Below are 24,876 nucleotides of genomic sequence, written 5' to 3'. Positions count from 1 at the left end.
CCCGTCCACCTGCGCACGAGCCGATCCCGCGGGGTTCCCGCACGGGCGCTACCGAGCGTAGTTCAGGGCTCGGTGCGGACCCGGCGGAGCACGGCGGGCGAATCCCCCGATCGGATCAGCAGATGATCAGTCCCCTATGCCTCGAAAGGTCGCGCCGGCCAGGCCGCCTCCGCCGGGCGCAGTGCGTCCGGGCCGTCGCCGTTCAGGGCGGCCGCCAGGGAGAGCACGCCCACCACCAGGCAGGTGTTGTGCAGCTCGCCGGCGAGCACGCCGCGGACGAGCTCCGCGAGCGGCACCCGGGCCAGCTCCATGTCGGCCTCCTCGTCGGCGACCTCGTAGCGCTCGCCCTCCGCCTCGGACAGACCGCGGGCGAGGAAGATCCGCACCGCCTCGTCGCTGCCGCCGGGGCTGGTGTAGGTGTCCGCGAGGACCCGCCAGTCCTCGGCCTTGACGTGCGCCTCCTCGTACAGCTCGCGCTGGGCGGCGTGCAGCGGGTTCTCGCCCGCCACGTCGAGCAGCCCGGCCGGGACCTCCCACAGCTTGTGGCGCACGGGGTGCCGGTACTGCTTGAGCAGCAGGACCCGGTCCTGCTCGTCGAGGGCGACGACGGCGACGGAGCCGGGGTGGACCTGGTAGTCGCGGCGGGCGACCGAGCCGCCCGGCATGACCACCTCGTCCGTGCGGACACTCGTCTTGGCTCCCTGGAAGGGGGTGGTGGTGGCGACGACCCGCCACTCCTCCGGGGTGTCCTGCACCTGCATCGTCGAGTCCTCCCACATACGTCAGCCGATACGAAAGCCGGGGCACGCGTCCCGGAAGGGGACGCGTACCCCGGCAACGTTAACGCCAGGCGGCTACTCGGCCGACTTGCCCGTCTTGCGCTCGACGGCGGCCTTCACCAGGCCCGCGAAGAGCGGGTGCGGGCGGGTCGGGCGGGACTTGAGCTCCGGGTGCGCCTGGGTGGCGACCAGGTAGGGGTGGACGTCCTTCGGGTACTCGACGAACTCGACGAGCTTGTTGTCCGGGGAGGTGCCGGAGAAGACCAGACCGGCCTTCTTCTCCAGCTCCGCGCGGTACGCGTTGTTCACCTCGTAGCGGTGGCGGTGGCGCTCCTCGACGTACGGCTCGTCGCCGTAGGTCTCGCGGACGACCGAGCCCTCGGCGAGCTTCGCCGGGTACAGGCCGAGGCGCATCGTTCCGCCCAGGTCGCCCGCGCCCTCGACGTACGCCAGCTGCTCCTCCATCGTCGAGACGACGGGGTGCGCGGTGGCCGGGTCGAACTCGGTGGAGTTGGCCTCGGGGATGTCGGCCAGGTTGCGCGCGGCCTCGATGACGATGCACTGCAGGCCGAGGCAGATGCCGAGCAGCGGCACCTTCTTCTCGCGGGCGTACTGGATCGCGCCGACCTTGCCGCTCACGCCGCGGTCGCCGAAGCCGCCGGGGATGAGGATGGCGTCGCAGTCGCCGAGCTGCTTCTCGGCACCGGCCTGGGTCTTGCAGTCGTCGGAGGTGACCCACTTGACCTTGACCCGGGCCTTATTGGCGAAACCGCCGGCCCGCATGGCCTCGGTGACCGAGAGGTAGGCGTCGGGCAGGTCGATGTACTTGCCGACGAGCGCGACGGTGACCTCGTGGTCGGGGTTGTGGACGCGGTCGAGGAGGTCCTCCCAGACGGTCCAGTCCACGTCGCGGAAGGGCAGGTCGAGCTTGCGGACGACATAGGCGTCCAGGCCCTCGGTGTGCAGCACCTTCGGGATGTCGTAGATCGACGGGGCGTCGATGGCGGCGACCACGGCGGCCTCGTCGACGTCGCACATCAGCGAGATCTTGCGCTTGATCGCGGTCGGGACCTCGCGGTCGGCGCGCAGCACGATCGCGTCGGGCTGGATGCCGATGTTGCGCAGGGCGGCGACCGAGTGCTGGGTCGGCTTGGTCTTCAGCTCGCCCGAGGGGCCGATGTAGGGCAGCAGCGAGATGTGCACGACGAAGACGTTGTCGCGGCCGACCTCGTGACGGACCTGGCGGACGGTCTCCAGGAACGGCAGCGACTCGATGTCGCCGACCGTGCCGCCGACCTCGGTGATCACGACGTCCACGTCGTCCGTCGCCATGCGGCGGATGCGGGACTTGATCTCGTTGGTGATGTGCGGGATGACCTGGACGGTGTCGCCCAGGTACTCGCCGCGCCGCTCCTTGGCGATGACCTGCGAGTAGACCTGGCCGGTGGTGACGTTGGCCGAGCCGTCGAGGTCGACGTCGAGGAAGCGCTCGTAGTGGCCGATGTCCAGGTCGGTCTCGGCGCCGTCGTTGGTGACGAACACCTCACCGTGCTGGAACGGGTTCATCGTGCCCGGGTCGACGTTCAGGTACGGGTCGAGCTTCTGCATCGTGACCCGCAGGCCGCGGGCCTTGAGGAGCGCACCCAGGCTGGAGGCGGTGAGGCCCTTGCCGAGCGAGGAGGCGACACCCCCGGTGACGAAGATGTGCTTGGTCGTCGTGGTGTTGGGCGGCATCGCCAAGAGGGGGCTCCCGTGGTCGCGTTCTGGAGGTGCGTACCGGCGTCCCCTCCGGAAGAATCGGGGGGTGCCGTCGCTGCGGTTGCGGGGTCCTCGGCTGTCGCCGTTTCCCACCGGTCCACGGGGTACCAGGGTATCAGCGACATCGGGAGACCGCTTCCGGCCACACGGGGCAGTCGGGTGCACACGTACCGCGACACGCCGTGGTCGGGGCGGCCGGAGCCCGGAGCCGCGGTGGGGCACGGCCGGGGTCCTGGCCTGGATCCTGGCCGAGGTCAAGACCCGTTCACCCGAACGGAGCAATGACGTTCAAGATCGGCGCCACCGGTCACTAGGGTGCGTCGTATCCTGCTCGGACACGCGCTGCCGAGCCGGACCGGCACGGCACCACCCCCGCCCTCCCCCGGACCCTGAGCTCGTCAACGATCCCTTGACCGCTGACCTGTAGTAAGCGCCCCGCGGGGCGGACGTGGCCGTTGGACTGGAGTGAAGCACGTGGCCGGGCGCATCGAGGATTACGCACTCATCGGAGACATGCAGACCGCGGCGCTGGTCTGCCGGGACGGCAGTGTCGACTGGCTCTGTCTGCCCCGCTTCGACTCGCACGCCGTCTTCGCGGGACTGCTCGGCACCGAGGAGCACGGCTTCTGGCGGGTCGGCCCGGCCGGCCCCGAGGGGGCCCCGGCCCTCCCGGCCGACCGTCGCCGCTACGTCGGCGACTCGCTCATCCTGGAGTCCGAGTGGGACACCCCGCGCGGCACGGTCCGGGTGACCGACTTCATGCCCCCGCGCGACGGGGCCCCGCAGCTGATCCGGATCGTCGAGGGCGTCAGCGGCCGGGTGCCGATGCGCTCCTCGCTGCGGATGCGGTTCAGCTACGGCCGCGTGGTGCCCTGGGTGCACAAGGTGGGCGAGCGCACGGTGGCCGTCGCGGGCCCCGACTCGGTCTGGTTCGACACCGACGTCGAGACCCACGGCAAGGACCTCACCACCTACTCCGAGTTCACCGTCACCCCCGGCGACCGGATCACCTTCACCCTCTCCTGGCAGCCCTCCCACAAGGAGCCGCCGGCGCTGCCGGACCCCGAGGGCTCGCTGGAGGCGACCGAGGAGTTCTGGCGCGAGTGGGTCGCGCACTGCACGTACCACGGCCCCTACCGGGAGGCCGTGGTCCGCTCCCTGATCACCCTGAAGGCGCTGACGTACGCGCCGACCGGCGGGATCGTGGCCGCACCGACCACCTCCCTGCCGGAGGAGATCGGCGGCGTGCGCAACTGGGACTACCGCTACACCTGGCTGCGGGACGCGGCGATCACCCTCTCCTCGATGCTGCGCACCGGCTACCGCGAGGAGGCCCGCGCCTGGCGGGACTGGCTGCTGCGCGCGGTCGCCGGCGACCCCGAGAACCTGCAGATCATGTACGGCATCGCGGGCGAGCGCGAACTCGGCGAGGCGGAGCTCGACTGGCTGCCCGGCTACGAGAACTCCGGCCCGGTCCGGGTCGGCAACGGGGCCGCCAACCAGCTGCAGCTCGACGTCTACGGCGAGGTCACCGAGGCCCTGCACCTGGCGCACATGACGGGCCTGTCCCGCAACGACTACGCCTCGCTCCTCCAGATCAAGCTGATCAACTACCTGGAGAAGAACTGGGACCAGCCCGACGAGGGCATCTGGGAGGTGCGCGGCCCGCGCCGCCACTTCACCCACTCCAAGGTGATGGCCTGGGTGGCCGTCGACCGCACCATCAAGCTGATCGAGTCCGGCGACGCCGACGGCCCCCTGGAGCGCTGGCGCGAGCTGCGCGACGACATCCACCGGGACGTCTGCGAGAAGGGCTACGACAAGGAGCGCAACACCTTCACCCAGTCCTACGGCTCCAAGGAGCTCGACGCCTCGCTGCTGCTCATCCCCCAGATGGGCTTCCTGCCGCCCGACGACAAGCGGGTGATCGGCACGATCGAGGCGATCCAGCGGGAGCTGTCCACGGAGGACGGCTTCGTGCTGCGCTACCCGACGGCCGGCGAGGAGGCGGGCGTGGACGGCCTGGAGGGCGACGAGGGCGCGTTCCTCGCCTGCTCGTTCTGGCTCGCCGACGACCTGGCGATGATCGGCCGGGTCGACGAGGCCCGCAAGCTCTTCGAACGGCTGCTCTCGCTCCGCAACGACCTGGGCCTGCTCGCCGAGGAGTGGGACCCCCGGCTCCAGCGTCAGGTGGGCAACTTCCCGCAGGCCTTCAGCCACGTTCCGCTGATCGACACGGCACTGCGGCTGACGGCGTCCGGGGCGTACGGGGGCTAGGCCCGGTCCGGAACCTGAGGGGCGGGGGACGGGGCCCGGACCTACGATGAAGGTGTCCTGTCCCCCCGTACGAAAGGGGGGCATCCCATGGCTCCCCACACCACCGTCACGGACAGCGCCCTCGCCGGTCTGCGCGAGGACCTCGCGGGCGAGGTGTTCACGCCCGGCGATCCCGGCTACGACGAGGCCAGGGTCGTCTTCAACGCGATGATCGACCGGAGTCCCGCCGTCATCGCCCAGTGCGCGACCCCGGAGGACGTCTCCAACGCGGTGCTGTTCGGCCGCGAGACGGGGCTGCCGATAGCGGTGCGCGGCGGCGGGCACAGCGTCGCGGGCTCGGCCCTCAACGACGGCGGGCTCGTGGTGGACCTGCGGCGGATGCACCAGGTGGTGGCCGACCCCGAGCACATGACGGCACGGATCGAGGGCGGGGCCACGATGAGCCACCTCGACCGCGCCTGCCAGCCCTTCCACGTGGCGGTGACCGGCGGGCGGGCGTCCACGACCGGGGTCGGCGGTTTCACGCTGGGCGGCGGATCGGGCTGGCTGGAGCGCAAGTTCGGGCTGGCCTGCGACAGCCTGCTCGCCGCGGAGCTCATCACGGCCGAGGGCAAGCACGTGCACACGGACGCCGAGGAGAACCCGGAGCTGTTCTGGGCGCTGCACGGCGGCGGCGGCAACTTCGGCGTGGTCACCTCGATGACGCTGCGGGTGCACCCGCTGCCCGAGTTCGGCTTCGCGATGCTGCTCTTCCCGAGCGAGGCCGGGCCCGACGTGATCCGGGCCTACCGGGACCTGATGGCCGACGCGCCGGACGAGGCGGGCGGCGGCGGGATCTACCTCAACGCGCCTCCCGAGCCGTTCATCCCGGAGGAGCTCCAGGGCACCCTGCTGAGCGGGGCCCTCGTGACGTACGCCGGGCCGGCCGCCGAGGCGCGGGAGCTCGCGGCGCCGCTGTACGCGCTGAAGCCGTCGGTGGAACTGCTCATGGACATCCCGTACGCCGACTTCCAGTGCATGCTCGACGACCCGCCGGGGATGCGGAACTACTGGTCGGCCGAGTATCTGACCGGCTTCCCCGACGAGGCCGTCGACGCCTTCTGCGCCCGCGCCGACGACATGATCGTGCCCTCGGGCATGCAGCACGTGCTGTTCCCGATGGGCGGGCGGCTGGCCGCGGGACCGGAGGAGTACCCGATCCCGTGGCGTACCGCGCGCTGGGCGCTTCACCCCTTCGCGGTCTGGGAGGACCCGTCCGACGACGCGCGGGCCGTCCAGTGGGTGAGGGACGTACGGGCCGACGCGCAGCCGTGGTCGACGGGGGCCGTCTACCTCAACTTCACCGGCGACGAGGGGCGGCAGCGGGTGACGGCGGGCTTCGGCGCCGACAACTACCGGCGCCTGGCCCGGGTCAAGGCCGAGTACGACCCCGACAACACCTTCCGCTTCAACCACAACATCGCGCCGGCCGCTCAGCCGGTCACCTGAGGGCGGCGATCACCTCCCGGGCGGCCCGCTCGCCCTCGGTGGCGCCACCCTCCATGAAGCCCTGGAAGTCGTACGAACAGTGCTCGCCGCCGATGTGGACGCGGCCCTGCGCGGTGCCCTCGTAGCCGGCGTAGCGGTGCAGGTAGCCGACCGGCCAACAGGAGTACGCGCCGAGGGAGTACGGGTTCTTGTGCCAGGCGGAGAGCTGGGCGCGGCCCGTGTACGCCTTGGAGGTGCCGGGGAAGAAGGCGTCGATGCCCGCGAGGTAGCGGGTGACCAGGCCGCGTACGTACGGGTCGGACTCGGTGGAGAACGGCCCGGCCGGGTTCAGGGACTTGGCGAGGGTGCCGCCGCCGTACTGGAGGAGGATGCCGCCGGTGCCGCCCTGGACCTTGGTGGTGTCCCAGGTCTGCTGCACCTCGCCGTCGGTGAAGCAGTCGCCCGCCGAGACACCGGGCCAGGGGCCGGTGCCGCGCCAGGGGCGGGTGCCGAACTGCATGTTGAGCTTGGTGCAGTAGCCCATCCGGGCGTCCCGCAGCAGGTCGGTCATGAGCGGGTCGAAGGCGGCCCGGCTGAGGTCGAGGCGCTGGAGGATCGGCAGCGGGACGCACAGGATGGTGTGGTCGGCGGTGACGGTCCGGGTGGCGCCCGCCTCGGTGAAGGTGAGCGTCTGGGTGCCGTCGGCGTTGGCGCGCACGGCGTCGAGGGACCAGCCCATGCGCAGGGTGCCCGGCTTGAGGGCCCCGGCGATGGCGTTCGGGAGCCGGTCGTTGCCGCCGACGACGTGGTAGCGCTCGTTGGACAGGCCCCACACGTTGAAGTTGCCCGGGTTGGTCTGGTAGCCCATGAGCAGGACCAGGGCGAGCGAGGACTGCTCGGTGGTGTCGGCGCCGTACTCGACGTTGTAGGCGACGTCGAGGAAGCGCCCGAGCGGCGAGGAGTGGCCGCCGGGGACGCGGCGCTCGATCCACTCGTACAGCGACATGTTGTCGAGGGCGGTGCCGGTGGGGGTGGTCTGGTTCCAGCGCACCTCGCCCGCGTCGAGCAGATCGCGGTGGAGCGCCTGGTAGACGGCGTTGAAGTCCTCGTCGGCCTGGGCGCGCGGGTAGTACCCGCCGTTGAACCAGAGGACCTCCTCGGCCCCGTTGGGTCCGTCGCCGAGGAAGTCCTCGGTGGCGAGGCCGAAGCGGCGGCAGAGCTCCAGGATCTTCTTGTGGCTGGTGTCGATGAGCTCGCCGCCGATCTCGGAGGTCTGCCCGTACGCCCAGTGCTCGCGCTGGGTCCACATCCGGCCGCCGACCCGGGCGGGGTTGGCCTCGTAGAGGACGGAGCTGAGGCCGGCGTCCTGGAGGGTGAGGGCGGCGGTGAGCCCGGCGATGCCGGCGCCGACGACGGCCACGCGGGCGGCGCTGTCCTTGACCGGCGGGTCGGGAGTGGCGGCCGCCGCGGGGAGGGCCGTCCCCGCGGAGACGGCGGAGGCGGCGAGGCCGGCCGCCGCCGCGTACTTCAGGAGGGTGCGCCGGCCGGGCCCGTCGGTTCTCAGGCCGCGCAGCTCGTCGACGGGGATGTCCAGCCGCCGGGCGTCGGCGTGCTCGGCGGCCAGTTGCTTCAGGAGGTGCATCGGGTTGGTGCGTGCCATGGGGCGCTCCTGGGGGAGATCGTCTGGGGAGTGATCAGCTCTGCGGTACGGCGGCGGGGGCGGGCTCGGTGCTGTCGTCGGTGCGCTCGGCGGCGTCCTCCAGGACGATCCGGCCGATGATCTCGTAGCGCTCGGGGCGCCGGGCCTTGAGGTAGAGGCCGAGGCCGAGGCCGCCGAAGAAGACGACGCCGACGATCCAGGGGATGGCCTTGAAGAAGAGGGAGTCGGCGGCGAGCCCGGCCGCGGTCTCCATGTTCATGATCAGCAGCACGACGACGGCCGTCATGCCGATGCCGCCGAGGAGCGGGGCGACCAGGGTCTTGAACCAGTGCCGGTCCTCGGGGTGGTTCTTGCGGAAGTAGCCGATGACGGCGAAGGAGCAGAGGGTCTGCACGATGAGGATCGCCATCGTGCCGAGGATCGCCAGCAGCGTGTAGAGGTGGATGTAGGGGTCCTGGTCGGTGAGCCAGAAGGCACCGACGAGGACGACGGCGATGACGCTCTGCACGAAGGAGGCGAGGTACGGCGAGCCGTGCCGGGGGTGGGTGCGGCCGAGCGCCGGGTGCAGGAAGCCCTCGCGGCCGATGGCGTAGAGGTAGCGCGAGGCGCACTGGTGGAAGGCCATGCCGCAGGCGAAGGAGCCGGTGAGCAGCAGCCACTGGAAGGCGTCGACGGCCCAGGCGCCGATGAAGGACTCGGCGGGCGCGAAGAACAGGTCGAGCGGGCTGGAGGAGGCGGACAGCTTGACCGAGCCGCTCAGGCCGTTGCCGGCGATGGTCATCCAGGAGACGTAGATGTAGAAGAGTCCGACGCCGACGACCGAGATCAGCGTCGCCTTCGGGATCACCCGCTTGGGGTCGCGGGACTCCTCCCCGTACATCGCGGTCGACTCGAAGCCCACCCAGGACCAGAAGGCGAAGAAGAGGCCGAGCCCGGCGGAGGCGCCGGTGAAGGCGTTCTTGGGGTTGATCGGTTCGACCGGGATGCCGTCGGGGCCGCCGCCGGCGATCAGCACCGCGGTGGCGACCGCGAACAGCACCGCGATCTCGGCCACCAGCATCACGCCGAGCGCCTTGGCGGTGAGGTTGATGTCGAAGTACGACAGGACGGCCGTGACCGCGAGCATCACCGCCGCGTAGCCGATCCACGGCAGGTCCACGCCGAGCTGGTCGGCCACGGTCGTCTTGGCGAAGTAGGCGAAGACGCCGACGATCGAGGCCTCGAAGACGATGTACGCGAGGACGGCGAGCATGCCGGAGGCCATGCCGGCGATGCGGCCGAGGCCGTGCGAGATATAGCCGTAGAAGGCACCGGCCGCGGTGATCCGTTTCGCCATGGCGACGTAGCCGACCGAGAAGACGGTCAGGACGACCGTCGCGAAGAGATAGCCGGCCGGGGCGCCGACGCCGTTGCCGAAGCCGACGGCGATGGGGAGGTTGCCGGTCATCGCGGTGATCGGGGCGGCGGTGGCGACGGCCATGAAGACGACGCCGACCAGCCCGACCGAGTCCGCCTTGAGTCTGTCGACCCGCCGGGCCTCTGGGGTGGGGTTCTCTGCCATGGCGCGAGAGCATCCTCCCGCGTGACGTAGGCCACAATCGACATCCGGTCGCACAAATCCCGCCACCGGGCGACGAGTTGTCGCCCTGGTGTACGAACTGTCCGGTCAGGTAACGCCCCGGTGATGTCCCCGGAACCCCGACGCGGGTAGCGTCCGGGCCCATGGACAATCAGGGCGGGATCACCGTGCAGCGGGCCCTCGAACTGCCGGGGCTGCGCAGCGGGCTCCCGGAGGTCGTCGCGGGCGCCGACCGGCTGCACCGCACCGTGCGCTGGGTGCACGCCGGCGAGGTGCCGAACATCGCCTCGCTGCTGAAGGGCGGCGAACTGCTGCTCACCACGGGCCTCGGGCTCGGCACCCGGCCGGCCGAGCAGCGGGCCTTCGTCCGGCGGCTCGCCGAGCGGGGCATCGCGGCGCTCGTGGTGGAGCTCGGCCCGCGCTTCGCCCGCCTGCCGGCGACCATCGTCGAGACGGCCCGAGCGGCCGGTCTGCCCCTCGTCCAGCTCCATCGCGAGGTCCCCTTCGTCGCCGTGACGGAGGAGATCCACACCGAGATCGTCAACGGGCACTACGCGCTCCAGCGCCAGGCGGAGGAGGTCCACCGGCAGTGCACCGAGGCGCTGCTCGGCGGCGGCGGGGTGCCGCAGGTGCTGCGGATCCTGGCCGACTTCTCCCTCAACCCGGTCTTCCTGGAGACCGCCGACGGACAGCTCCTGTACGCGGCGGGCACCGAGTCCGAACCCGCCGACCCGCTCCAGGTCTGGGACGGGCTGCGCGGGCAGCGCGCCGCCCGCGAGTCCGGACCGCCGGTGGGATCGGTCCTGGTGGACGTGCCGGGCGGCGGCCCCGGCACCGGCAGCATCCGGGCGCGCCTCGTCCTGCTGGCCGTCTCCTCGCCCCTCTCCCCCGTGCACCGGATGGCCGCCGAGCGGGCCGCCGGGCTGCTCGCGGTCGTCCTGATGCAGGCCCGCCAGGAGGAGGAGCTGGCCGCCCGGGGCCGCGGCGACTTCCTGACGGACCTCGCCGAGGGCCGCATCTCGGCGGAGGACGCGCCGGCGCAGGCCCGGGTCCTGGGCTTCAAGCCCGGCGAGGGCCCGCTGCTGCCGGTCGTGATGCGACTGGCCGCCGAACTGTCCCCGTCGGGCAACTGGGCGCTGCTGGCCCGGGCCGTCCTGGAGGAACTCTCCTCCGTCGGCGTCCCCGTCCTCCTGGGCGTGCGCCCGGTCGAGGGCCGTGTCCCCCTCCTCCTCGGCCTGCGCTCGGAGTCGGAGCGGACCGCGGTCGCCGACCGCGTCGCGGCGGCGCTGCGGGCGGGCGTGGAACGGGCCGGTCTGGAGCGCTCGGGGGCTCACCAACCCGTCGTCGTGGTCGGCGTCGCGGGCAGCTGGGCGGCGGCCTCGGCGGGGCTGCGGCACGCGGCCGAGACGGCGACGGCGGCGCAGGGCCTCTCGGACCTCCCCTGGCACGACGCCCGCCGCCTCGACACGGACCTGCTGTTGTGGCGGCTCCGGGACCACCCGGACCTGGCGGCCTTCGTGGACCGCGCGATCGGCCCCCTGCGCGACCACGACCGCACCTCCCGGCCGCCGCTGCTGCCGACCCTGGAGACGTACCTGGCCCACGCGGGCCGCAAGGCGGAGACGGCCCGCGAACTCCACCTCAACCGGCAGACCCTGTACAACCGACTGGCCCGCATCTCCGAACTCCTGGGCACGGACCTGGACGACCCCCAAACGGTCCTGGCCCTCTCCCTGGCCCTCCGAGCCCGCCGCCACACGCCGTAACCGCCCCTCCGCCCACCTGCGCCCCGCCCCGCCGTTGTGGGCATTCGTTCCGCTGGGCCGGCGCCCACCCTCCCGGCCGCGCCTGCGCCCGTTGGGGGCCTGCGGCCCCCCGTTGTGGGCATTCGTTCCGCTGGGGCGGAACGGGTGGGCACAACGGACGGCGCCCCTTGCCGGGCCTAGGCTTCCGCGCCCTGACCCGCACCCCTAGTGCGGCGCGGTCGTGGTGCGGGCCAAGGCACGAGGAGCGGAGGCGCCGCTAAGCGCGCCGTCCCGTGTGCCCACCCGTCCCGCCCTGCGGGACGATTGCCCACACTCCGCGGAGCGGGGCGGAGGCGGCCCGCACGGGGGTGCGCGGGGCGCGGGAGCGGCGGGGTCAGTGGCCCGTGAGTTCGTCGTAGATGGTCAGGACGTGCGCGATCGTCTCGTCCTCCGTAGGCCACGTCCCCGCCTGCACCCGCCCCGCCGCCGCCAGATCCATCCGCCGGTCGACATCGTCGAGCAGCCCCCGGACAGCGCCGGCAAGCCCCTCCGCGTCCCCGTACGCCACCAGCTCCGCCGCGTCGCCGACGAGCTCCGGCACCCCGCCGACGGCCGTCGCGACGAGCGGCACTCCCAGGCGCAGGGCCTCCTGGGCGAGCAGGGAGCGGGCCTCCCAGCGCGACGGCAGGACGGCGACGTCCGCCGCGGCCAGGAGCTCCGCCACGTCCTCCCGGCGCCCGATGAGCCGCACCGCGAGCCGCTCCGCCTGGATCCGCCGCTGCAGCGCCGCCCGCTCCGGCCCCTCCCCCGCGATCACCAGGAGCGGCTGGGGATCCAGGTCCCGCCACACCCGCGCCGCGTCGAGCAGCATCCCGTACCCGCGCCCCGGTTCGAGCGCACCCACCGCCATGAGCAACGGCCGGTCCACCGCGCCGAGTTCGGCGCGGGCCTTGCCGTCGTGCAGGCAGACCGGCGCACGCGAGGCCGGTACGGTCACCGGCGCGAGCCGGGCGTCCCGAGCGCCCCTGCGCCGCGCCCGGTCGACCAGCTCCGACGAGGTGCCGAGCACGACGGACGCCGCCCGCGCGGTCCTGCGCTCCAGGAGGCGCACGACCCCGGCGCGGGCGCCGACGAGCCGGCTGCGGGTGTGCCAGGTCGTCACCAGCGGCGTCCGGGGCCCGCCCGACAGGGCGAGCGCGGCCCGCACGGAGGCGTCGAGCCCGTGCGCGTGCACGACGTCGGCGCCGATGCACAGGTTGCGCAGCGCGCCGACCGTCGCCGGCCCGCCCCGCCGCGGCGCCGGCACGAAGTGCGCGCCGGCGCCCATGAAGTCGTAGGCGTGGTCGAGTTCGGGCGGAGCGCACACGGTCACCCGCACGCCCCTCGCCACGAGCCCCGCGGCAAGCGATCTGACGTGCGCACCGCCACCCGCGCTTCCGTCGCCCAGCACTTGGACCGTACGGAGCTGTGTCACGCGCCCAAGGATGCCAGTCCGTACGCACGTTCCGGCACCGAAGTGGCGTCGTTACCGTGTCGGGTGCCTCAACTTACCGACGGGGATCACTCACACGGGTGAAGAGCGCAGCTCCCCGTACACCGCCGCGGCGACCACTCCCGCCGCGTGGACGGCGAGCCCGAACCGCCCGTTCCCGGCGGCGATCGCGGTGCCGACGGCCGCGCCGAGCGCGTGCGCACCGGTGTCGCCCAGCATGGTCTCCTCGGCGAGGTCGGCGCCGAGGACGGCCGCCACCGCCCCCATGGGCGCGGCGGCCTGCGGCCCCCGCAGCAGACCCGGCGCGCCCAGCGCGAGGACGGCGAGCCCGGCCCGCCCCGGCCGCACGTCGACCAGGTTCACCAGATGGGCGCTCCCCGCGATGACGGTCGCGGCCAGCAGCCGGTCGAGCGGGCGCTCCTTGAGCAGCGCCCCGGCCACGAGACCCGCGGCGCCGATCCCGAACAGCTTGACGGCCCCGCTGGTCACCTCGCCGTCCCGCAGCGCCGCCAGATGCGCCCGGAAGCCGCGCCGGTGGTCCCCCCGGACGTCGTCGTACGCCCCGCACGCGCCGGCGGCGAGCACGGCCAACGCGCCCGCCCCGCTCCCGGCGCCCGCGGCGGCGCCGAGCACCGTCGCGGGACCCGCGTACAGGGAGACGCTCCGCCCGGCGTGGTTCGTCCGCTCCCAGCGCGGGTCGCGGCGCCGCCGCAGCCCCTCGTACACGCCCCGGGACACCCCGGCGGCCACGGCGAAGCCCCCCAGCCGCCCCATCAGGCGTCGGCCCGCGCCGTCGCGAGGAGCTCCTCGGCGTGTGCCCTCGCGGTCTCGGAGTCCTCCTGGCCCGCGAGCATCCGGGAGAGTTCGCGCACCCGGTCCTCGCCCTCCAGGACGGTGACGCCGGAGCGGGTGACCGAACCGTCGTTGGTCTTCTCCACCAGCAGCTGGCGGTCCGCGAAGGCCGCCACCTGGGGCAGGTGGGTGACGACCACGACCTGCGCGGTCTTCGCCAGCTTGGCCAGCCGCCGGCCGATCTCGACGGCCGCCTTGCCACCGACGCCCGCGTCGACCTCGTCGAAGAGATAGGTCGGCACCGGGTCCGTACCCGCGAAGACGACCTCGACCGCGAGCATCACCCGGGACAGCTCACCGCCGGACGCGCCCTTGGCGATCGGGCGCGGCGGGGCGCCGGGGTGCGGGGCGAGCAGCAGCTCGACCTCGTCGGCACCGGACGGGGTGTAGGCGACCCGGCGGCCGCCGACCTCGACGCCGTCGGGGTCCTCGGTCTGCCGGATGGCGAAGGACACCCGGGCGTGCGGCATGGCCAGCGAGGCCAGTTCGGCGGTGACGGCGTCGGCGAAGCGGTCGGCGGCCTCCGTACGGGCGTCGGTGAGCCGCTGGGCGAGCACCGACAGCTCGTCGCGCAGCCGGTCCCGCTCCTCGGTCAGCTCGCCGACGCGGTCGTCGTCGCCGTCGAGCTCGGCGAGCCGGGCGGTGCTCTGCTCGGCCCAGGCGAGCACGGCCGCGATGTCGGCGCCGTACTTGCGGGTCAGCTGCGTGAGCGCGGCCCGCCGCTCCTCCACGGCGGCCAGCCGCAGCGGGTCGGCGTCCAGGTCGTCGGCGTATCCGGCGAGTTCCCCGGCCACGTCCGACAGCAGGATGGAGATCTCGCCCATCCGGTCGGCGAGCGCGGCGAGCGCCGGGTCGTGCGCCCGTACGGCCTCCAGGGCCCGGCCCGCGCCCGCGACGAGCGTCGTCGCGTCGACGGCCTCCGGGTCCTCGGGCTGGCCCGCGAGCGCGGCGTGCGCGAGGGCGGCGGCGGAGGCCAGGGACTCGGCGTGGCCGAGCCGCTCCGCCTCCGCGGCCAGCTCGACGTCCTCGCCCGGTCGCGGCTCGACGGCCTCGATCTCGCCCAGTCCGAAGCGCAGCAGATCGGCCTCCTGGGCCCGCTCCCGGGCCCGGGTGGTGATCTCCTCCAGCTCGGCGGTGACGGCCCGCAGCCGCTTGTACGCCTCGCCGTACGCCGCGAGCGGCACGGCCACGCTGTCGCCCGCGTACCGGTCGAGGGCCCCGCGCTGCCGGGCCGGCTTCAGCAGGCCCTGCTGGTCGGTCTGCCCGTGCACGGCGACGAGCTCGTCGGCGAGCTCGGCGAGCAGCCCGACGGGCACCGACCGCCCGCCCAGGTGCGCCCGGGAGCGCCCCTCGGCCGAGACGGTGCGGCTGACCAGCAGCGCGCCCTCGTCGAGCTCGGCGCCCGCCTCCTCGGCCCGCGCCGCGACCGGCGCGCCCGGGGGCAGCGCGATGCGCCCCTCGACGACGGCGGAGCCCGCCCCGATCCGCACCAGGGCCGGGTCGGCCCGCCCGCCGAGCAGCAGCCCGAGGCTGGTCACGACCATGGTCTTGCCCGCACCGGTCTCACCGGTCACCGCGGTGAAACCGGGCGACAGCTCGACGACCGCGTCGTCGATGACTCCGAGCGACCGTATACGCATCTCCTCCAGCACGCCCCAGACCATACGAGGTTTTCCCCGCCCGGTGCCACGTCGCCCCGCTCCGACGGCGAATCGGCAGGTCGGCGACGCTGCCACGTGCCCTTCCCGGCACCGGCTCGTTGACCCGTGCGGTTCCCGGAGCCGTCGGCGGCCGTCCTCGGTGAGACGCGTCCGGGGACGCTCCCGTCGTGCCCGTGCCCGTGTCCGTGCCCGCGCCGGACGGGACGCGGATGCGTTGCTCCCCCGCCCGTGCGGGGGCCGGCCCTCGCGGTGCCACGCCCGGTCGGCCCGGCACCGCTCGGCGGGCGGACCTAGTGCGGCGCCCCGCGCCACCCCGACACCGGCAGCGCGAACTTCGCCACCAGCCGGTCGGTGAAGGAGGCGTGGTGGAGGCGGGCGAGCCGGACCGGGACGGCGCCGCGGCGGACCTCGACGCGGGCGCCCGCCGGGAGTTCGACGGTGCGGCGGCCGTCGCACCACAGGACCCCGTGCGGGGTGTGCGGCTCGACCTCGACGGCGAGCACCGAGTCGGGGGTGGTGACCAGCGGCTTGGCGAACAGGGCGTGCGCCCCGATCGGCACCATCAGCAGGGCCTCGACCTCGGGCCAGATCACCGGGCCGCCGGCGGAGAACGCGTACGCCGTCGAGCCGGTCGGCGTCGCGCAGATCACACCGTCGCAGCCGAAGCCGGTGACCGGCCGCCCGTCGATGGCGAGGACGACCTCCAGCATCCGCTCGGGCGACACCTTCTGCACGGCCGCCTCGTTGAGCGCCCAGTCGCGGTGCAGGACGTCGCCGTTCTGGTAGACGGTGACGTCGAGGGTCATCCGCTCCTCGACCTCGTACGCCTTCGTCACGACCCGGTCGACGACCTTGTCGAGGTCGTCGCGCTCGGCCTCGGCGAGGAAGCCGACCCGGCCCAGGTTGACGCCGAGCATCGGCACCCCGGAGGCGCGGGAGAACTCCGCGCCGCGCAGCAGGGTGCCGTCGCCGCCCAGGACGACGAGCAGCTCACAGCCCTCGAGCGCGTCGGAGCAGGCCTCCGGCACCTTCTCGACGGACGGCGGCAGCGGCAGGTCGGCCGCCTCCGCCTCCAGGACGCGCACCCCGATGCCGCTGCGCAGCAGCCCGAGGACGACGAGTTCGGCGCTGCGCACGGCGGCCGGCCGGCCGGTGTGCGCGAGCAGGAAGACGGTACGGGTGCTGTCGGTCGAGGTACTCGAACCAGTGCTCAACGAGGTCCTTCCGCCACGGCGCGGTCGACTTCCGCGGGATCAAGCGCGGGCGCTCCGGCCCGCAGCCACAGAAAGTACTCGACATTCCCGGAGGGCCCGGGCAGCGGGCTCGCCGTGACGCCGAGGACGCCGAGCCCGAGCTCGGCCGCCTGCCGGGCCACGTTCTTGACCGCGTCGGCGCGCAGTTCGGGGCTGCGGACGACTCCGCCGGTGCCGAGCCGCTCCTTGCCGACCTCGAACTGCGGCTTGACCATGAGGACCAGGTCGGCGTCGGGCGCGGTGCAGGCGGCGAGGGCGGGCAGCACCAGGCCGAGCGGGATGAAGGAGAGGTCGCCGACGACGAGGTCGACGGGGATGCCGTCGATGGCGTCGACGGTCAGTTCGCGCACGTTGGTGCGGTCCTTGACGGTGACGCGCTCGTCGCACTGCAGCGACCAGGCGAGCTGCCCGTAGCCGACGTCGACGGCGACGACGTGGGCGGCGCCGGCGCGCAGCAGCACGTCGGTGAAGCCGCCGGTGGAGGCGCCCGCGTCGAGCGCGCGCCGGCCCTCGACCCGCAGGCCCTGCGGCACGAAGGCGGCGAAGGCGCCGGCCAGCTTGTGGCCGCCGCGCGAGACGTAGTCGGGGTCGGTGTCGTCCTGGGCGACGACGATGGCCGCGGCGGTCTCCACCTGGGTGGCGGGCTTGGTGGCGACGGTCTTGCCGACGGTCACCCGGCCCGCGGCGATCAGCTGGCTGGCGTGCTCGCGCGAGCGCGCCAGCTTGCGCCGTACCAGCTCGGCGTCGAGACGGCGGCGGACCACTCCTGCCACGTTCGGTTCAGCTCCTGTTGTCGTACGGACGAGGGGCGGGACGCTCGTCGAGCGAGCTCAGCTCGGCGCGCAGCCCACGGTGTACATCCTCGTACACGTCGAGGTGTCCGTCGGCCGTGAGGTGGTCCGCGTCGCCGAGGCGGTCGAGCAGCGCGTCGACGGAGGGCCGCCCGGTGGGGGTGCGTACGACGCCGAGGGGCGCGGGTCCGGCGGCCTCGGTGTCCACGGCGGGGGCGTCCCCGGCGTCCTCTCCGGGGCCCGGGGGCAGGTGCGGGAGGTCCTCGTCGGGGTCCTGCGGGTGGCTCATGCCCCGACGCTACCGCGAAGCCCTGGGGTACCGTCGACCGCGATGGCGACGATCACCGAGTGCCGCAGCGCACTGAGCAGACTTTCGGACAACCTCGCGCGGGCGGACGGCGACGTGCGGGGCGCGGCCGCGTTCGACCGCACCCTCAGCTGTCACCTCACCGACCTCGACACGACCTTCACGGGCCGTCTCGTGGACGGCCGGATCGAGGTCCAGGACACCGTCGCGGGCCCGCCGCCGGGGAAGGCCCAGATCCGGCTGCGGATGACCGGGGACGACCTGGTGGCGATGGTGGACGGCGAGCTGAACTTCGCGAAGGCCTGGGCCTCCGGCCGGGTGGGCCTCGAGGCGGGCTTCCGCGATCTGCTCAGGCTGCGGTCACTGCTGTAGCGCGGGCTCCGGGCGGGTGCGGGCGCGGGCCTTGCGCCCGGCCGGCACGACCAGCGGCGTGCCCGTCTCCGGGTCCTCGATGACCTGGCAGCGCAGCCCGAAGACCCGCTCGACGAGCTCGGCGGTGACGACCTCGGACGGCGGCCCCTCGGCGACGACCTCGCCGTCGCGGCAGGCGATGAGGTGGGTGGCGTAGCGGGCCGCGTGGTTGAGGTCGTGCAGGACGGCGACGAGGGTGCGGCCCTGGTTCTCGTGGAGTTCGGCGCACAGGTCGAGGACGTCGATCTGGTGCTGGATGTCGAGGAAGGTGGTCGGCTCGTCGAGCAGCAGCAGCGGGGTCTGCTGGGCGAGGGCCATGGCGATCCAGACCCGCTGCCGCTGGCCGCCGGAGAGCTCGTCGACGAACCGCTCGGCGAGCTCGGCGACCCCGGTCGCGGCCATCGACTCCTGCACGATCCGCTCGTCCTCGGGGGACCACTGGCGCAGCAGCCCCTGGTGGGGGTAGCGGCCGCGGGCGACGAGGTCGGCCACGGTGATGCCGTCGGGGGCGATGGAGGACTGCGGCAGCAGACCGAGGGTCTTGGCGACCTTCTTGGCCGGCAGGGAGTGGATCGCCTGCCCGTCGAGCAGGACCCGCCCCTGGCTGGGCCTGAGCATCCGGGACAGGGCGCGCAGCAGGGTGGACTTGCCGCAGGCGTTGGGGCCGACGATGACCGTGAAGGAGTTGTCGGGGATCGCGACGCTGAGGTCGCGGGCGATGACCCGCTGGTCGTAGGCGAGCGTGACCGACTCGGCCATGAGCCGCTGCGCCTGCTGCTGCCCGTTCATACCCTTGCTCCTGGTGGTGTTCTGGATGGTCATATCCGGCCCGCCTTGCGCTCGCTGACGAGCAGCCACAGCAGGTAGCAGCCGCCGAGGACGCCGGTGACGACGCCGACCGGCAGCTGGCGCTCGCCGAACGCGTTGGTGGCGGTCCAGTCGGCGACGAGCAGCAGGGTGGTGCCCATCAGCGCGGAGGCGGCGAGGTTGGGCCCGGGCGAGCGGGTGAGCCGGCGGGCCAGCTGGGGCGCGGTGAGGGAGACGAAGACGATCGGCCCCGCGGCGGCGGTGGCGACCGCGACGAGCAGTACTGCCGAGCCCATGAGCACGATCCGGGTCCGCTCGACCTTCACCCCGAGGGCGTAGGCGGCGTCGTCGCCCATCTCCAGCATGCGCAGCGCCCGCCCGTGGCCGAGCACGACCGGCAGCAGCACGCAGCTGACGGCGAGCAGGGGCCAGAACTGGGCCCAGTCGCGGCCGTCGAGCGATCCGGTCATCCAGACGGTGGCCCGGGCTGCGTCGACGAACTGCGCCTTGGTGATGAGGTAGTTGATGACGGCGGTGAGCATGGCGGCGGCGCCGATGCCGATGAGCACGAGCCGGTAGCCGCTCACCCCGCGCTTCCAGGCGAGCAGGTAGATCACGACGCCGGTGACGAGGCCGCCGACGACCGCGCCGCCGGCCGCCGCGGCGGCGCCGCCATGGAAGAGCACCATGACGGTGAGCGCGCCGACGGTGGAGCCCTGGCCGAAGCCGATGACGTCGGGGCTGCCCAGCGGGTTGCGGGAGACCGACTGGAAGACCGCGCCGCCGATGCCGAGCGCGGCGCCCACGAAGACGGCCACCAGGACCCGCGGCAGCCGCAGGTCCATGACGGCGAACTCCTGCACGGGCGTGCCGTGGCCGAGCAGGGTGGCGACGACGTCGCCGGGCGCGATGGGGAAGTCGCCGCTGCCGATGAGCACGACCGCGGCCGCCGCCGCCAGGACGAGCAGGCCGAGGACGGAGACGAGCGCGCGCGGCTCGTAGCGTACGGAGAGCCCGCCGGCGGTCCGCAGGGTCTTGGTGCTCACAGCGTGGCCATCCTCTTGCGGCGGACGAGTCGGATGAAGACGGGCCCGCCGACGAGCGCGGTGACGATGCCGACCTGGAGTTCGGAGGGCCGGGCGACGACCCGGCCGATGATGTCGGAGCCGAGCAGGAGCACGGGCGACAGGACCGCCGCGTACGGCAGGATCCAGCGCATGTCCGGGCCGGTGATGGACCGCACGATGTACGGCACCATCAGGCCGAGGAAGACGATCGGCCCGCAGGCGGCGGTGGCGGCCCCGCACATCAGCGTGACCGCGACCATGGCGACGAGCCGGGTGCGGTTGAGGTGCGCGCCGAGGGCGCGGGCGGTGTCGTCGCCCAGCTCCATGGCGTTCAGCGGCCGGGCGATGAGCAGCGCGAGCACGGCGCCGACCAGGATGAAGGGCGCGACCTGGGTGACGGTGTCCATGGTCGCGGAGGCCAGCGAGCCGACCGTCCAGAAGCGCAGCCGGTCCAGGGCCGCGGAGTTCAGCAGCTGTACGGCGTTGACGTAGCCGTACAGCGCGGCGGTGGCCGCGGTCCCGGCGAGCGCGAGGCGTACGGGGGTGGCGCTGCGGCTGCCGCCGAGGACGTAGACGAGGACGGAGACGAGTCCGGCGCCGACGAAGGCGAGCCACACGTAGGACCCGGTGTCGGTGATCCCGAGGAACGCGATCGCGGACACCACGGCGGCGGCCGCGCCGGCGTTGACGCCGAGCAGCCCGGGCTCGGCGAGCGGGTTGCGGGTGAGGCCCTGCATGACGGCGCCGGACAGGCCGAGGGCCAGCCCGACGAGCAGCCCGAGGAGGGTGCGGGGGACGCGGACGTCGTGGATGACGACGTCGTTGCGGATGCCGCTGTTCTGGAACAGACCGTGCCACACGTCGCCGAGCGGCACCGGCTTGGCGCCGATCATGACGCTCAGGACGCAGACCAGCAGCAGGACTCCGACGGCCGCGACCAGTCCGACGGCACGCAGGGAGTTGCTGCGCGTCGGTTTCCGGACGGGGCCGACCGGCTCCGCGCTCGTACGGGAGGGACTCTCGACCAACACGAGGTTAGGTTAGCCTACCCTGCCATGGGTGATCGATCCCCTGTCGGGCCCCCGGTACGAGCGGGGAACGCACCGCTCGCCCCCAGCCCGCCCGTCAGCGCAGCCCCAGCCGCCCCAGCGCCTTCCCCGCGTCCAGGCCGCACGCCCCCGTACCCGCCTCCGTCCAGGCCGCCGCACACAGCGCCCGCACCCCGTCCAGCGGGTCGAGCGCCTCCCCCGCCCCCTCCACCACGAGCGCGCCGCCGCTCACCGAGGCCGTCCAGCCCCCGCACCGGAACGCCCCCTCGGCGGCCTCGGCCACCTCGGGCTGGGGCACGAGCAGCCCCCGCAGATCCGCCGACACAAAGGTCGGACGGTGCTCCGGCACGGCCGCCAGGAGCCGCGCCACGTCCGTGACGCCCGTCAGCACGAGCAGCGAGTCCACGCCCCCGTTGGACGCCCCCTCGATGTCCGTGTCCAGCCGGTCCCCCACCACCAGCGGCCGCTCGGCCCCGGTCCGCAGCACCGTCTCCCGGTGCATCGGCGGCAACGGCTTGCCCGCGACCTTCGGCTCCCCGCCCGTCGCGATCCGCACCACCTCCACGGCCGCCCCGTTCCCCGGACCGATCCCCCGGGCGGTCGGCACCGTCAGGTCCGTGTTCGACGCGTACCAGGGCAGCCCCCGCGCCACCGCGTAGCTCGCCTCCGCGAGCCGCCCCCACGCCAGCTCCGGCCCCCCGTAGCCCTGCACCACCGCCGCCGGATCGTCGTCCGCCGACTCCACCGGCACCAGACCCCGCTCCCGCAGCGCCACCCGCAGCCCCTCGCCGCCGATCAGCAGCACCCGGGAGCCGGGCGGCAGCTCGTCCGCGATCAGCCGGGCCACCGCCTGCGCCGAGGTGATCACGTCCCCGGCCTCCGCCGGCACCCCGAGCTCGGTCAGGTGCTCCGCCACGACCTGCGGGGTCCGCAGCGCGTTGTTCGTGACGTACGCCAGGTGCATCCCGCCCGCCCGGGCCGCGCCCAGCGCCTCGACGGCGTACGGGATCGCGTCCCCGCCCGCGTAGACGACGCCGTCCAGGTCGAGCAGTGCCGTGTCGTACGCCTCGCTGAGCGCGACCGCGCTCCCGCTCGGCCGCGTCCTGCCCTGCCGGCCCTGGCCGATTCCCGTCATATCGCCTGCTCCTCACGTCGACCGGTGGAATTCCCACACTCCCCCGATCATCGCGCATCGCAGACGGCCACCTACGATGACGAGATGAACACTTCAGGTCACGCGGCCGATGACGTCCGCGCCCCAGGACTGCGCCTGGCCCCCTTCCGGGGCCTCCGGTACGTGCCCGCACGCGTGGGCAGTCTGGCAGCCGTGACCTCCCCGCCGTACGACGTCGTCGTACGACCTGACGGACTCCACCATCTCGAGTCCGCCGATCCCCACAACATCGTCCGGCTGATCCTGCCCCAGGCGATCACCGCCGGCACCCGCCACCGCAAGGCCGCCGTCACCCTCGACCGCTGGCTCGCCGACGGCATCCTCGCCCCGGACCCCGACCCCGCCCTCTACGTGTACGAGCAGCGCGGCGACGGCATCCTCCAGCGCGGCCTCATCGGCGCCCTGGAACTCTCCACCCCCGCCGAGGGCATCGTGCTGCCCCACGAGGACGTCATGCCGCACGTCGTCGAGGACCGCGCCGCCCTCATGCGCACCACCGCCGCCAACCTGGAGCCGCTGCTCCTGACCTACCGCGGCGACGGGGACGGCGCCGGCTCGGTCGTCGACCGCACCGTCGAGCGCGAGCCGCTGCTCTCCACCACCACCGAGGACGGCTTCCACCACCGGCTCTGGTCGGTCACCGACCCGGCCGACCTGGCCGCCGTCGCCGCCGAACTGGGCCGTCACCAGGCCCTGATCGCCGACGGACACCACCGCTGGGCCACCTATCTGCGCCTGCGCGAGGAGCACACCGCGCCGGGCCCCTGGAACTACGGCCTCGTCCTCCTCGTCGACACCGCCCGCTACCCGCTGCGGGTCCGCGCGATCCACCGCCTCCTCAACCGCCTCCCGGTCGCGGACGCCCTGGCCGCCCTCGGCGACGCCTTCCGCGTGACCCGCGTCGAGGGACCGCTGGCCGCGGCCCAGGAGGCCCTCGCGGCGGCGACGGCCGAGGGCAACGCCTTCCTCCTGGCCGGCGACGGCACCTTCCACCTCGTCGACCGCCCCGACCCGGAGCTCCTCGCCCGCACGATCCGCACCGACCGCCCCGAGGCCTGGCGCACGCTGGACGCGACGGTCCTGCACTCGACGCTCCTCGACCACGTCTGGCACATCCCGGACGCCCCCGAGGACATCGCCTACATCCACGACACCGAGGCCGCCGTCGAACAGGCCGAGCGCCGCGGCGGTACGGCGGTCCTGATGCACCCGGTGAAGGAGGAGGTCGTGCGCGACCTGGCCCGCCAGGGCGTCACGATGCCCCGCAAGTCGACCTCCTTCGGCCCCAAGCCGGCCACCGGCCTGGTCCTGCGGAGCCTGGCGATCGACTGACCCCGCCGACAAACGAGAAAGGGCGCATCCCCCGCGGGGGATGCGCCCTTTCCTCATGCACTCAGCGGTCAGGCCTTGTCGCCGTCACGCTCGTCGCCGTCCTCGGCACGCACGTCCTCCGAGGGAGCCTCGTCCGCGCCCTCGTCCTCGTCCTCGTCCTCGAACGCGTCGACGAACTCGACACCGTCGAGCTCGGCGAGCCGGTCCGAGGCGTCCGTGGAGCCGTCCTTGTCGGCCTCCAGCGCCTTGGCGAACCACTCGCGCGCCTCGGCCTCGCGGTCGGCGGCCAGCAGCGCGTCGGCGTACGCGTAGCGCAGGCGGGCGGTCCACGCGTGGTGGGCGTTGGACGCCAGCTCGGGGCTCTGCAGGGTCACGATGGCGGCGTCGAGCTGCCCCATGTCCCGGCGGGCTCCGGCGGCCACGAGCCGCATCTCGACCTGCCCGGCCTTGTCGAGCTTCTGCACCTCGGGCTCGCCGGCCATGGCGAGCGCACGCTCGGGACGGCCCAGACCGCGCTCGCAGTCCGCCATGACGGGCCACAGCTCGACGCTGCCGGTCATCCGCCGCGCGGCCCGGAACTCGGCCAGGGCCTCGGCGTACTTCTGCGTCGCGTACGCGGCGAAGCCGGCGGCCTCGCGGACGGCGGCGACACGGGAGGCGAGCCGCAGGGCGATGCGCGAGTACTCGTACGCCTTCTCCGGCTCCTCGTCGATCAGCTGGGCGACCATGACGAGGTTGCGGGCGACGTCCTCGGCGAGACCCTTGGGCAGGCTCATCAGCTCCTGCCGCACGTCCGGGTCGATCTCCTCACCGGTGACCTCCGGCGGGATCGGCAGACGCTTGATCGGCGCGCGGTCCGGACGGTCCCGGTCCCCGCCACGACGGTCCCGGTCGTCCCGGCGGCCGTAGCCACCACGGTCGTCCCGACGCGGCCCGCGCCCACGGTCGTCCCGTCGGTCGTCGCGCCCACGGAAGCCGCCGCCACCACGCCGGTCGTCCTCACGACGGGGCCCACGGGGCCGCTCGTCGCGGCGGTCGTCGCGGGAGTAGGAGGGGCGGTCGTCGCGGCGGTCGTCACGGGAGTAGGACGGACGCTCGTCGCGGCGGAACGAAGGCCGCTCGTCACGACGCTCGTCACGCCGGAAGGACGGACGCTCGTCACGACCCCGGTAGCCACCACCACGGTTGTCGTCACGACGGTTGTCGTCACGACGGTCATCGCGGCGGTCGTCACGTTGGTACGAGGGACGCTCGTCGCGGCCGCGGTAGCCGCCACCGCGGTTGTCGTCGCGGCGGTCGTCACGGGGGTAGGACGGACGCTCGTCGCGGCGGAACGAAGGCCGCTCGTCACGACGCTCGTCACGCCGGAAGGACGGACGCTCGTCACGACCCCGGTAGCCACCACCACGGTTGTC

At 73.6% G+C, this 24,876-nt stretch carries 20 protein-coding genes; 5 read left to right on the top strand and 15 right to left on the bottom strand.

Features of this window, described 5'->3' with window-relative positions:
- Positions 1–134 precede the first annotated feature (134 nt).
- Both ACH414_RS24210 and ACH414_RS24205 read right to left on the bottom strand, forming a co-directional pair.
- The gene (locus ACH414_RS24210) at positions 135–761 is read right to left on the bottom strand and encodes an NUDIX domain-containing protein (protein WP_382546560.1); all 627 of its coding nucleotides are present in this window, start codon (positions 759–761) and stop codon (positions 135–137) included.
- Positions 762–854: 93 nt separating this feature from the next.
- Positions 855–2,513 (bottom strand): CTP synthase, encoded by a 1,659-nt coding sequence (locus tag ACH414_RS24205; protein WP_382546636.1) that lies wholly within the window; start codon positions 2,511–2,513, stop codon positions 855–857.
- A gap of 537 nt (positions 2,514–3,050) precedes the next feature.
- Here ACH414_RS24205 and ACH414_RS24200 point away from each other — a divergent pair.
- Both ACH414_RS24200 and ACH414_RS24195 read left to right on the top strand, forming a co-directional pair.
- On the top strand, positions 3,051–4,814 hold the full coding sequence (locus tag ACH414_RS24200; protein ID WP_382546638.1) for a glycoside hydrolase family 15 protein: 1,764 nt from the start codon (positions 3,051–3,053) through the stop codon (positions 4,812–4,814).
- Between the two features lie 87 nt (positions 4,815–4,901).
- Entirely contained in the window at positions 4,902–6,302 is a 1,401-nt protein-coding gene (locus tag ACH414_RS24195; RefSeq protein WP_382546562.1) for an FAD-binding oxidoreductase, read from the top strand.
- Here ACH414_RS24195 and ACH414_RS24190 read toward each other — a convergent pair.
- Both ACH414_RS24190 and ACH414_RS24185 read right to left on the bottom strand, forming a co-directional pair.
- Positions 6,295–7,941 carry a flavin monoamine oxidase family protein gene (locus ACH414_RS24190; RefSeq protein WP_398943292.1) on the bottom strand — a complete coding sequence of 549 codons (1,647 nt, stop codon included), beginning with the start codon at positions 7,939–7,941 and terminating at the stop codon, positions 6,295–6,297. The genes ACH414_RS24195 and ACH414_RS24190 overlap by 8 nt on opposite strands.
- A gap of 34 nt (positions 7,942–7,975) precedes the next feature.
- Positions 7,976–9,502 carry an APC family permease gene (locus ACH414_RS24185; protein WP_386566601.1) on the bottom strand — a complete coding sequence of 509 codons (1,527 nt, stop codon included), beginning with the start codon at positions 9,500–9,502 and terminating at the stop codon, positions 7,976–7,978.
- A gap of 161 nt (positions 9,503–9,663) precedes the next feature.
- Between ACH414_RS24185 and ACH414_RS24180 the strand changes: the two genes are divergently transcribed.
- On the top strand, positions 9,664–11,286 hold the full coding sequence (locus ACH414_RS24180) for a PucR family transcriptional regulator (protein ID WP_398943290.1): 1,623 nt from the start codon (positions 9,664–9,666) through the stop codon (positions 11,284–11,286).
- 373 nt (positions 11,287–11,659) lie between these two features.
- On the opposite strand, the gene ACH414_RS24175 is transcribed toward ACH414_RS24180, so the two are convergent.
- The 6 genes from ACH414_RS24175 to ACH414_RS24150 form a co-directional block, all read right to left on the bottom strand.
- A complete protein-coding gene (locus ACH414_RS24175) occupies positions 11,660–12,739 on the bottom strand; it encodes a glycosyltransferase family 4 protein (protein ID WP_382546574.1) in 1,080 nt (359 codons plus the stop codon).
- Positions 12,740–12,829: 90 nt separating this feature from the next.
- Positions 12,830–13,531, bottom strand: a complete 702-nt coding sequence (locus ACH414_RS24170; protein WP_382546577.1) for a hypothetical protein — start codon at positions 13,529–13,531, stop codon at positions 12,830–12,832.
- Entirely contained in the window at positions 13,531–15,273 is a 1,743-nt protein-coding gene (gene recN, locus ACH414_RS24165) for a DNA repair protein RecN (protein WP_386566606.1), read from the bottom strand. The genes ACH414_RS24170 and recN overlap by 1 nt, the downstream gene beginning before the upstream one ends.
- A gap of 287 nt (positions 15,274–15,560) precedes the next feature.
- Positions 15,561–16,484, bottom strand: a complete 924-nt coding sequence (locus ACH414_RS24160; RefSeq protein WP_382546582.1) for an NAD kinase — start codon at positions 16,482–16,484, stop codon at positions 15,561–15,563.
- The gene (locus ACH414_RS24155; RefSeq protein WP_398943287.1) at positions 16,481–17,296 is read right to left on the bottom strand and encodes a TlyA family RNA methyltransferase; all 816 of its coding nucleotides are present in this window, start codon (positions 17,294–17,296) and stop codon (positions 16,481–16,483) included. The genes ACH414_RS24160 and ACH414_RS24155 overlap by 4 nt, the downstream gene beginning before the upstream one ends.
- Positions 17,297–17,303: 7 nt before the next feature.
- Positions 17,304–17,603 (bottom strand): hypothetical protein, encoded by a 300-nt coding sequence (locus ACH414_RS24150; RefSeq protein WP_398943285.1) that lies wholly within the window; start codon positions 17,601–17,603, stop codon positions 17,304–17,306.
- Between the two features lie 42 nt (positions 17,604–17,645).
- On the opposite strand from ACH414_RS24150, the gene ACH414_RS24145 reads away from it, so the two are divergent.
- A complete protein-coding gene (locus tag ACH414_RS24145; protein ID WP_382546590.1) occupies positions 17,646–17,993 on the top strand; it encodes an SCP2 sterol-binding domain-containing protein in 348 nt (115 codons plus the stop codon).
- Here ACH414_RS24145 and ACH414_RS24140 read toward each other — a convergent pair.
- The 4 genes from ACH414_RS24140 to ACH414_RS24125 all read right to left on the bottom strand — a co-directional run bounded on the left by ACH414_RS24140 (position 17,982) and on the right by ACH414_RS24125 (position 22,090).
- On the bottom strand, positions 17,982–18,854 hold the full coding sequence (locus ACH414_RS24140) for an ABC transporter ATP-binding protein (protein ID WP_382546593.1): 873 nt from the start codon (positions 18,852–18,854) through the stop codon (positions 17,982–17,984). The two genes, ACH414_RS24145 and ACH414_RS24140, sit on opposite strands and share 12 nt — an antisense overlap.
- Positions 18,851–19,885, bottom strand: a complete 1,035-nt coding sequence (locus ACH414_RS24135; protein ID WP_382546596.1) for a FecCD family ABC transporter permease — start codon at positions 19,883–19,885, stop codon at positions 18,851–18,853. Before ACH414_RS24135 ends, ACH414_RS24140 begins: the two co-directional genes overlap by 4 nt.
- Positions 19,882–20,934 (bottom strand): FecCD family ABC transporter permease, encoded by a 1,053-nt coding sequence (locus ACH414_RS24130; RefSeq protein ID WP_398943554.1) that lies wholly within the window; start codon positions 20,932–20,934, stop codon positions 19,882–19,884. The genes ACH414_RS24135 and ACH414_RS24130 overlap by 4 nt, the downstream gene beginning before the upstream one ends.
- Positions 20,935–21,031: 97 nt before the next feature.
- Entirely contained in the window at positions 21,032–22,090 is a 1,059-nt protein-coding gene (locus tag ACH414_RS24125) for an HAD-IIA family hydrolase (protein WP_398943282.1), read from the bottom strand.
- An 84-nt stretch (positions 22,091–22,174) separates the two neighbouring features.
- Here ACH414_RS24125 and ACH414_RS24120 point away from each other — a divergent pair, with 84 nt between their 5' ends.
- Positions 22,175–23,461 carry a DUF1015 family protein gene (locus ACH414_RS24120; RefSeq protein WP_398943280.1) on the top strand — a complete coding sequence of 429 codons (1,287 nt, stop codon included), beginning with the start codon at positions 22,175–22,177 and terminating at the stop codon, positions 23,459–23,461.
- Positions 23,462–23,529: 68 nt separating this feature from the next.
- Here ACH414_RS24120 and ACH414_RS24115 read toward each other — a convergent pair whose 3' ends face one another.
- Entirely contained in the window at positions 23,530–24,297 is a 768-nt protein-coding gene (locus tag ACH414_RS24115) for a hypothetical protein (protein ID WP_391770454.1), read from the bottom strand.
- Positions 24,298–24,876 lie beyond the last annotated feature (579 nt).

Origin of the sequence: Streptomyces sp. NPDC020422 (genome assembly GCF_044386705.1) — a bacterium.
Lineage (GTDB): Bacteria > Actinomycetota > Actinomycetes > Streptomycetales > Streptomycetaceae > Streptomyces.
The sequence above is the reverse complement of the archived record's forward strand: the minus strand, read 5'-3'. Positions and strand labels throughout refer to the sequence as shown.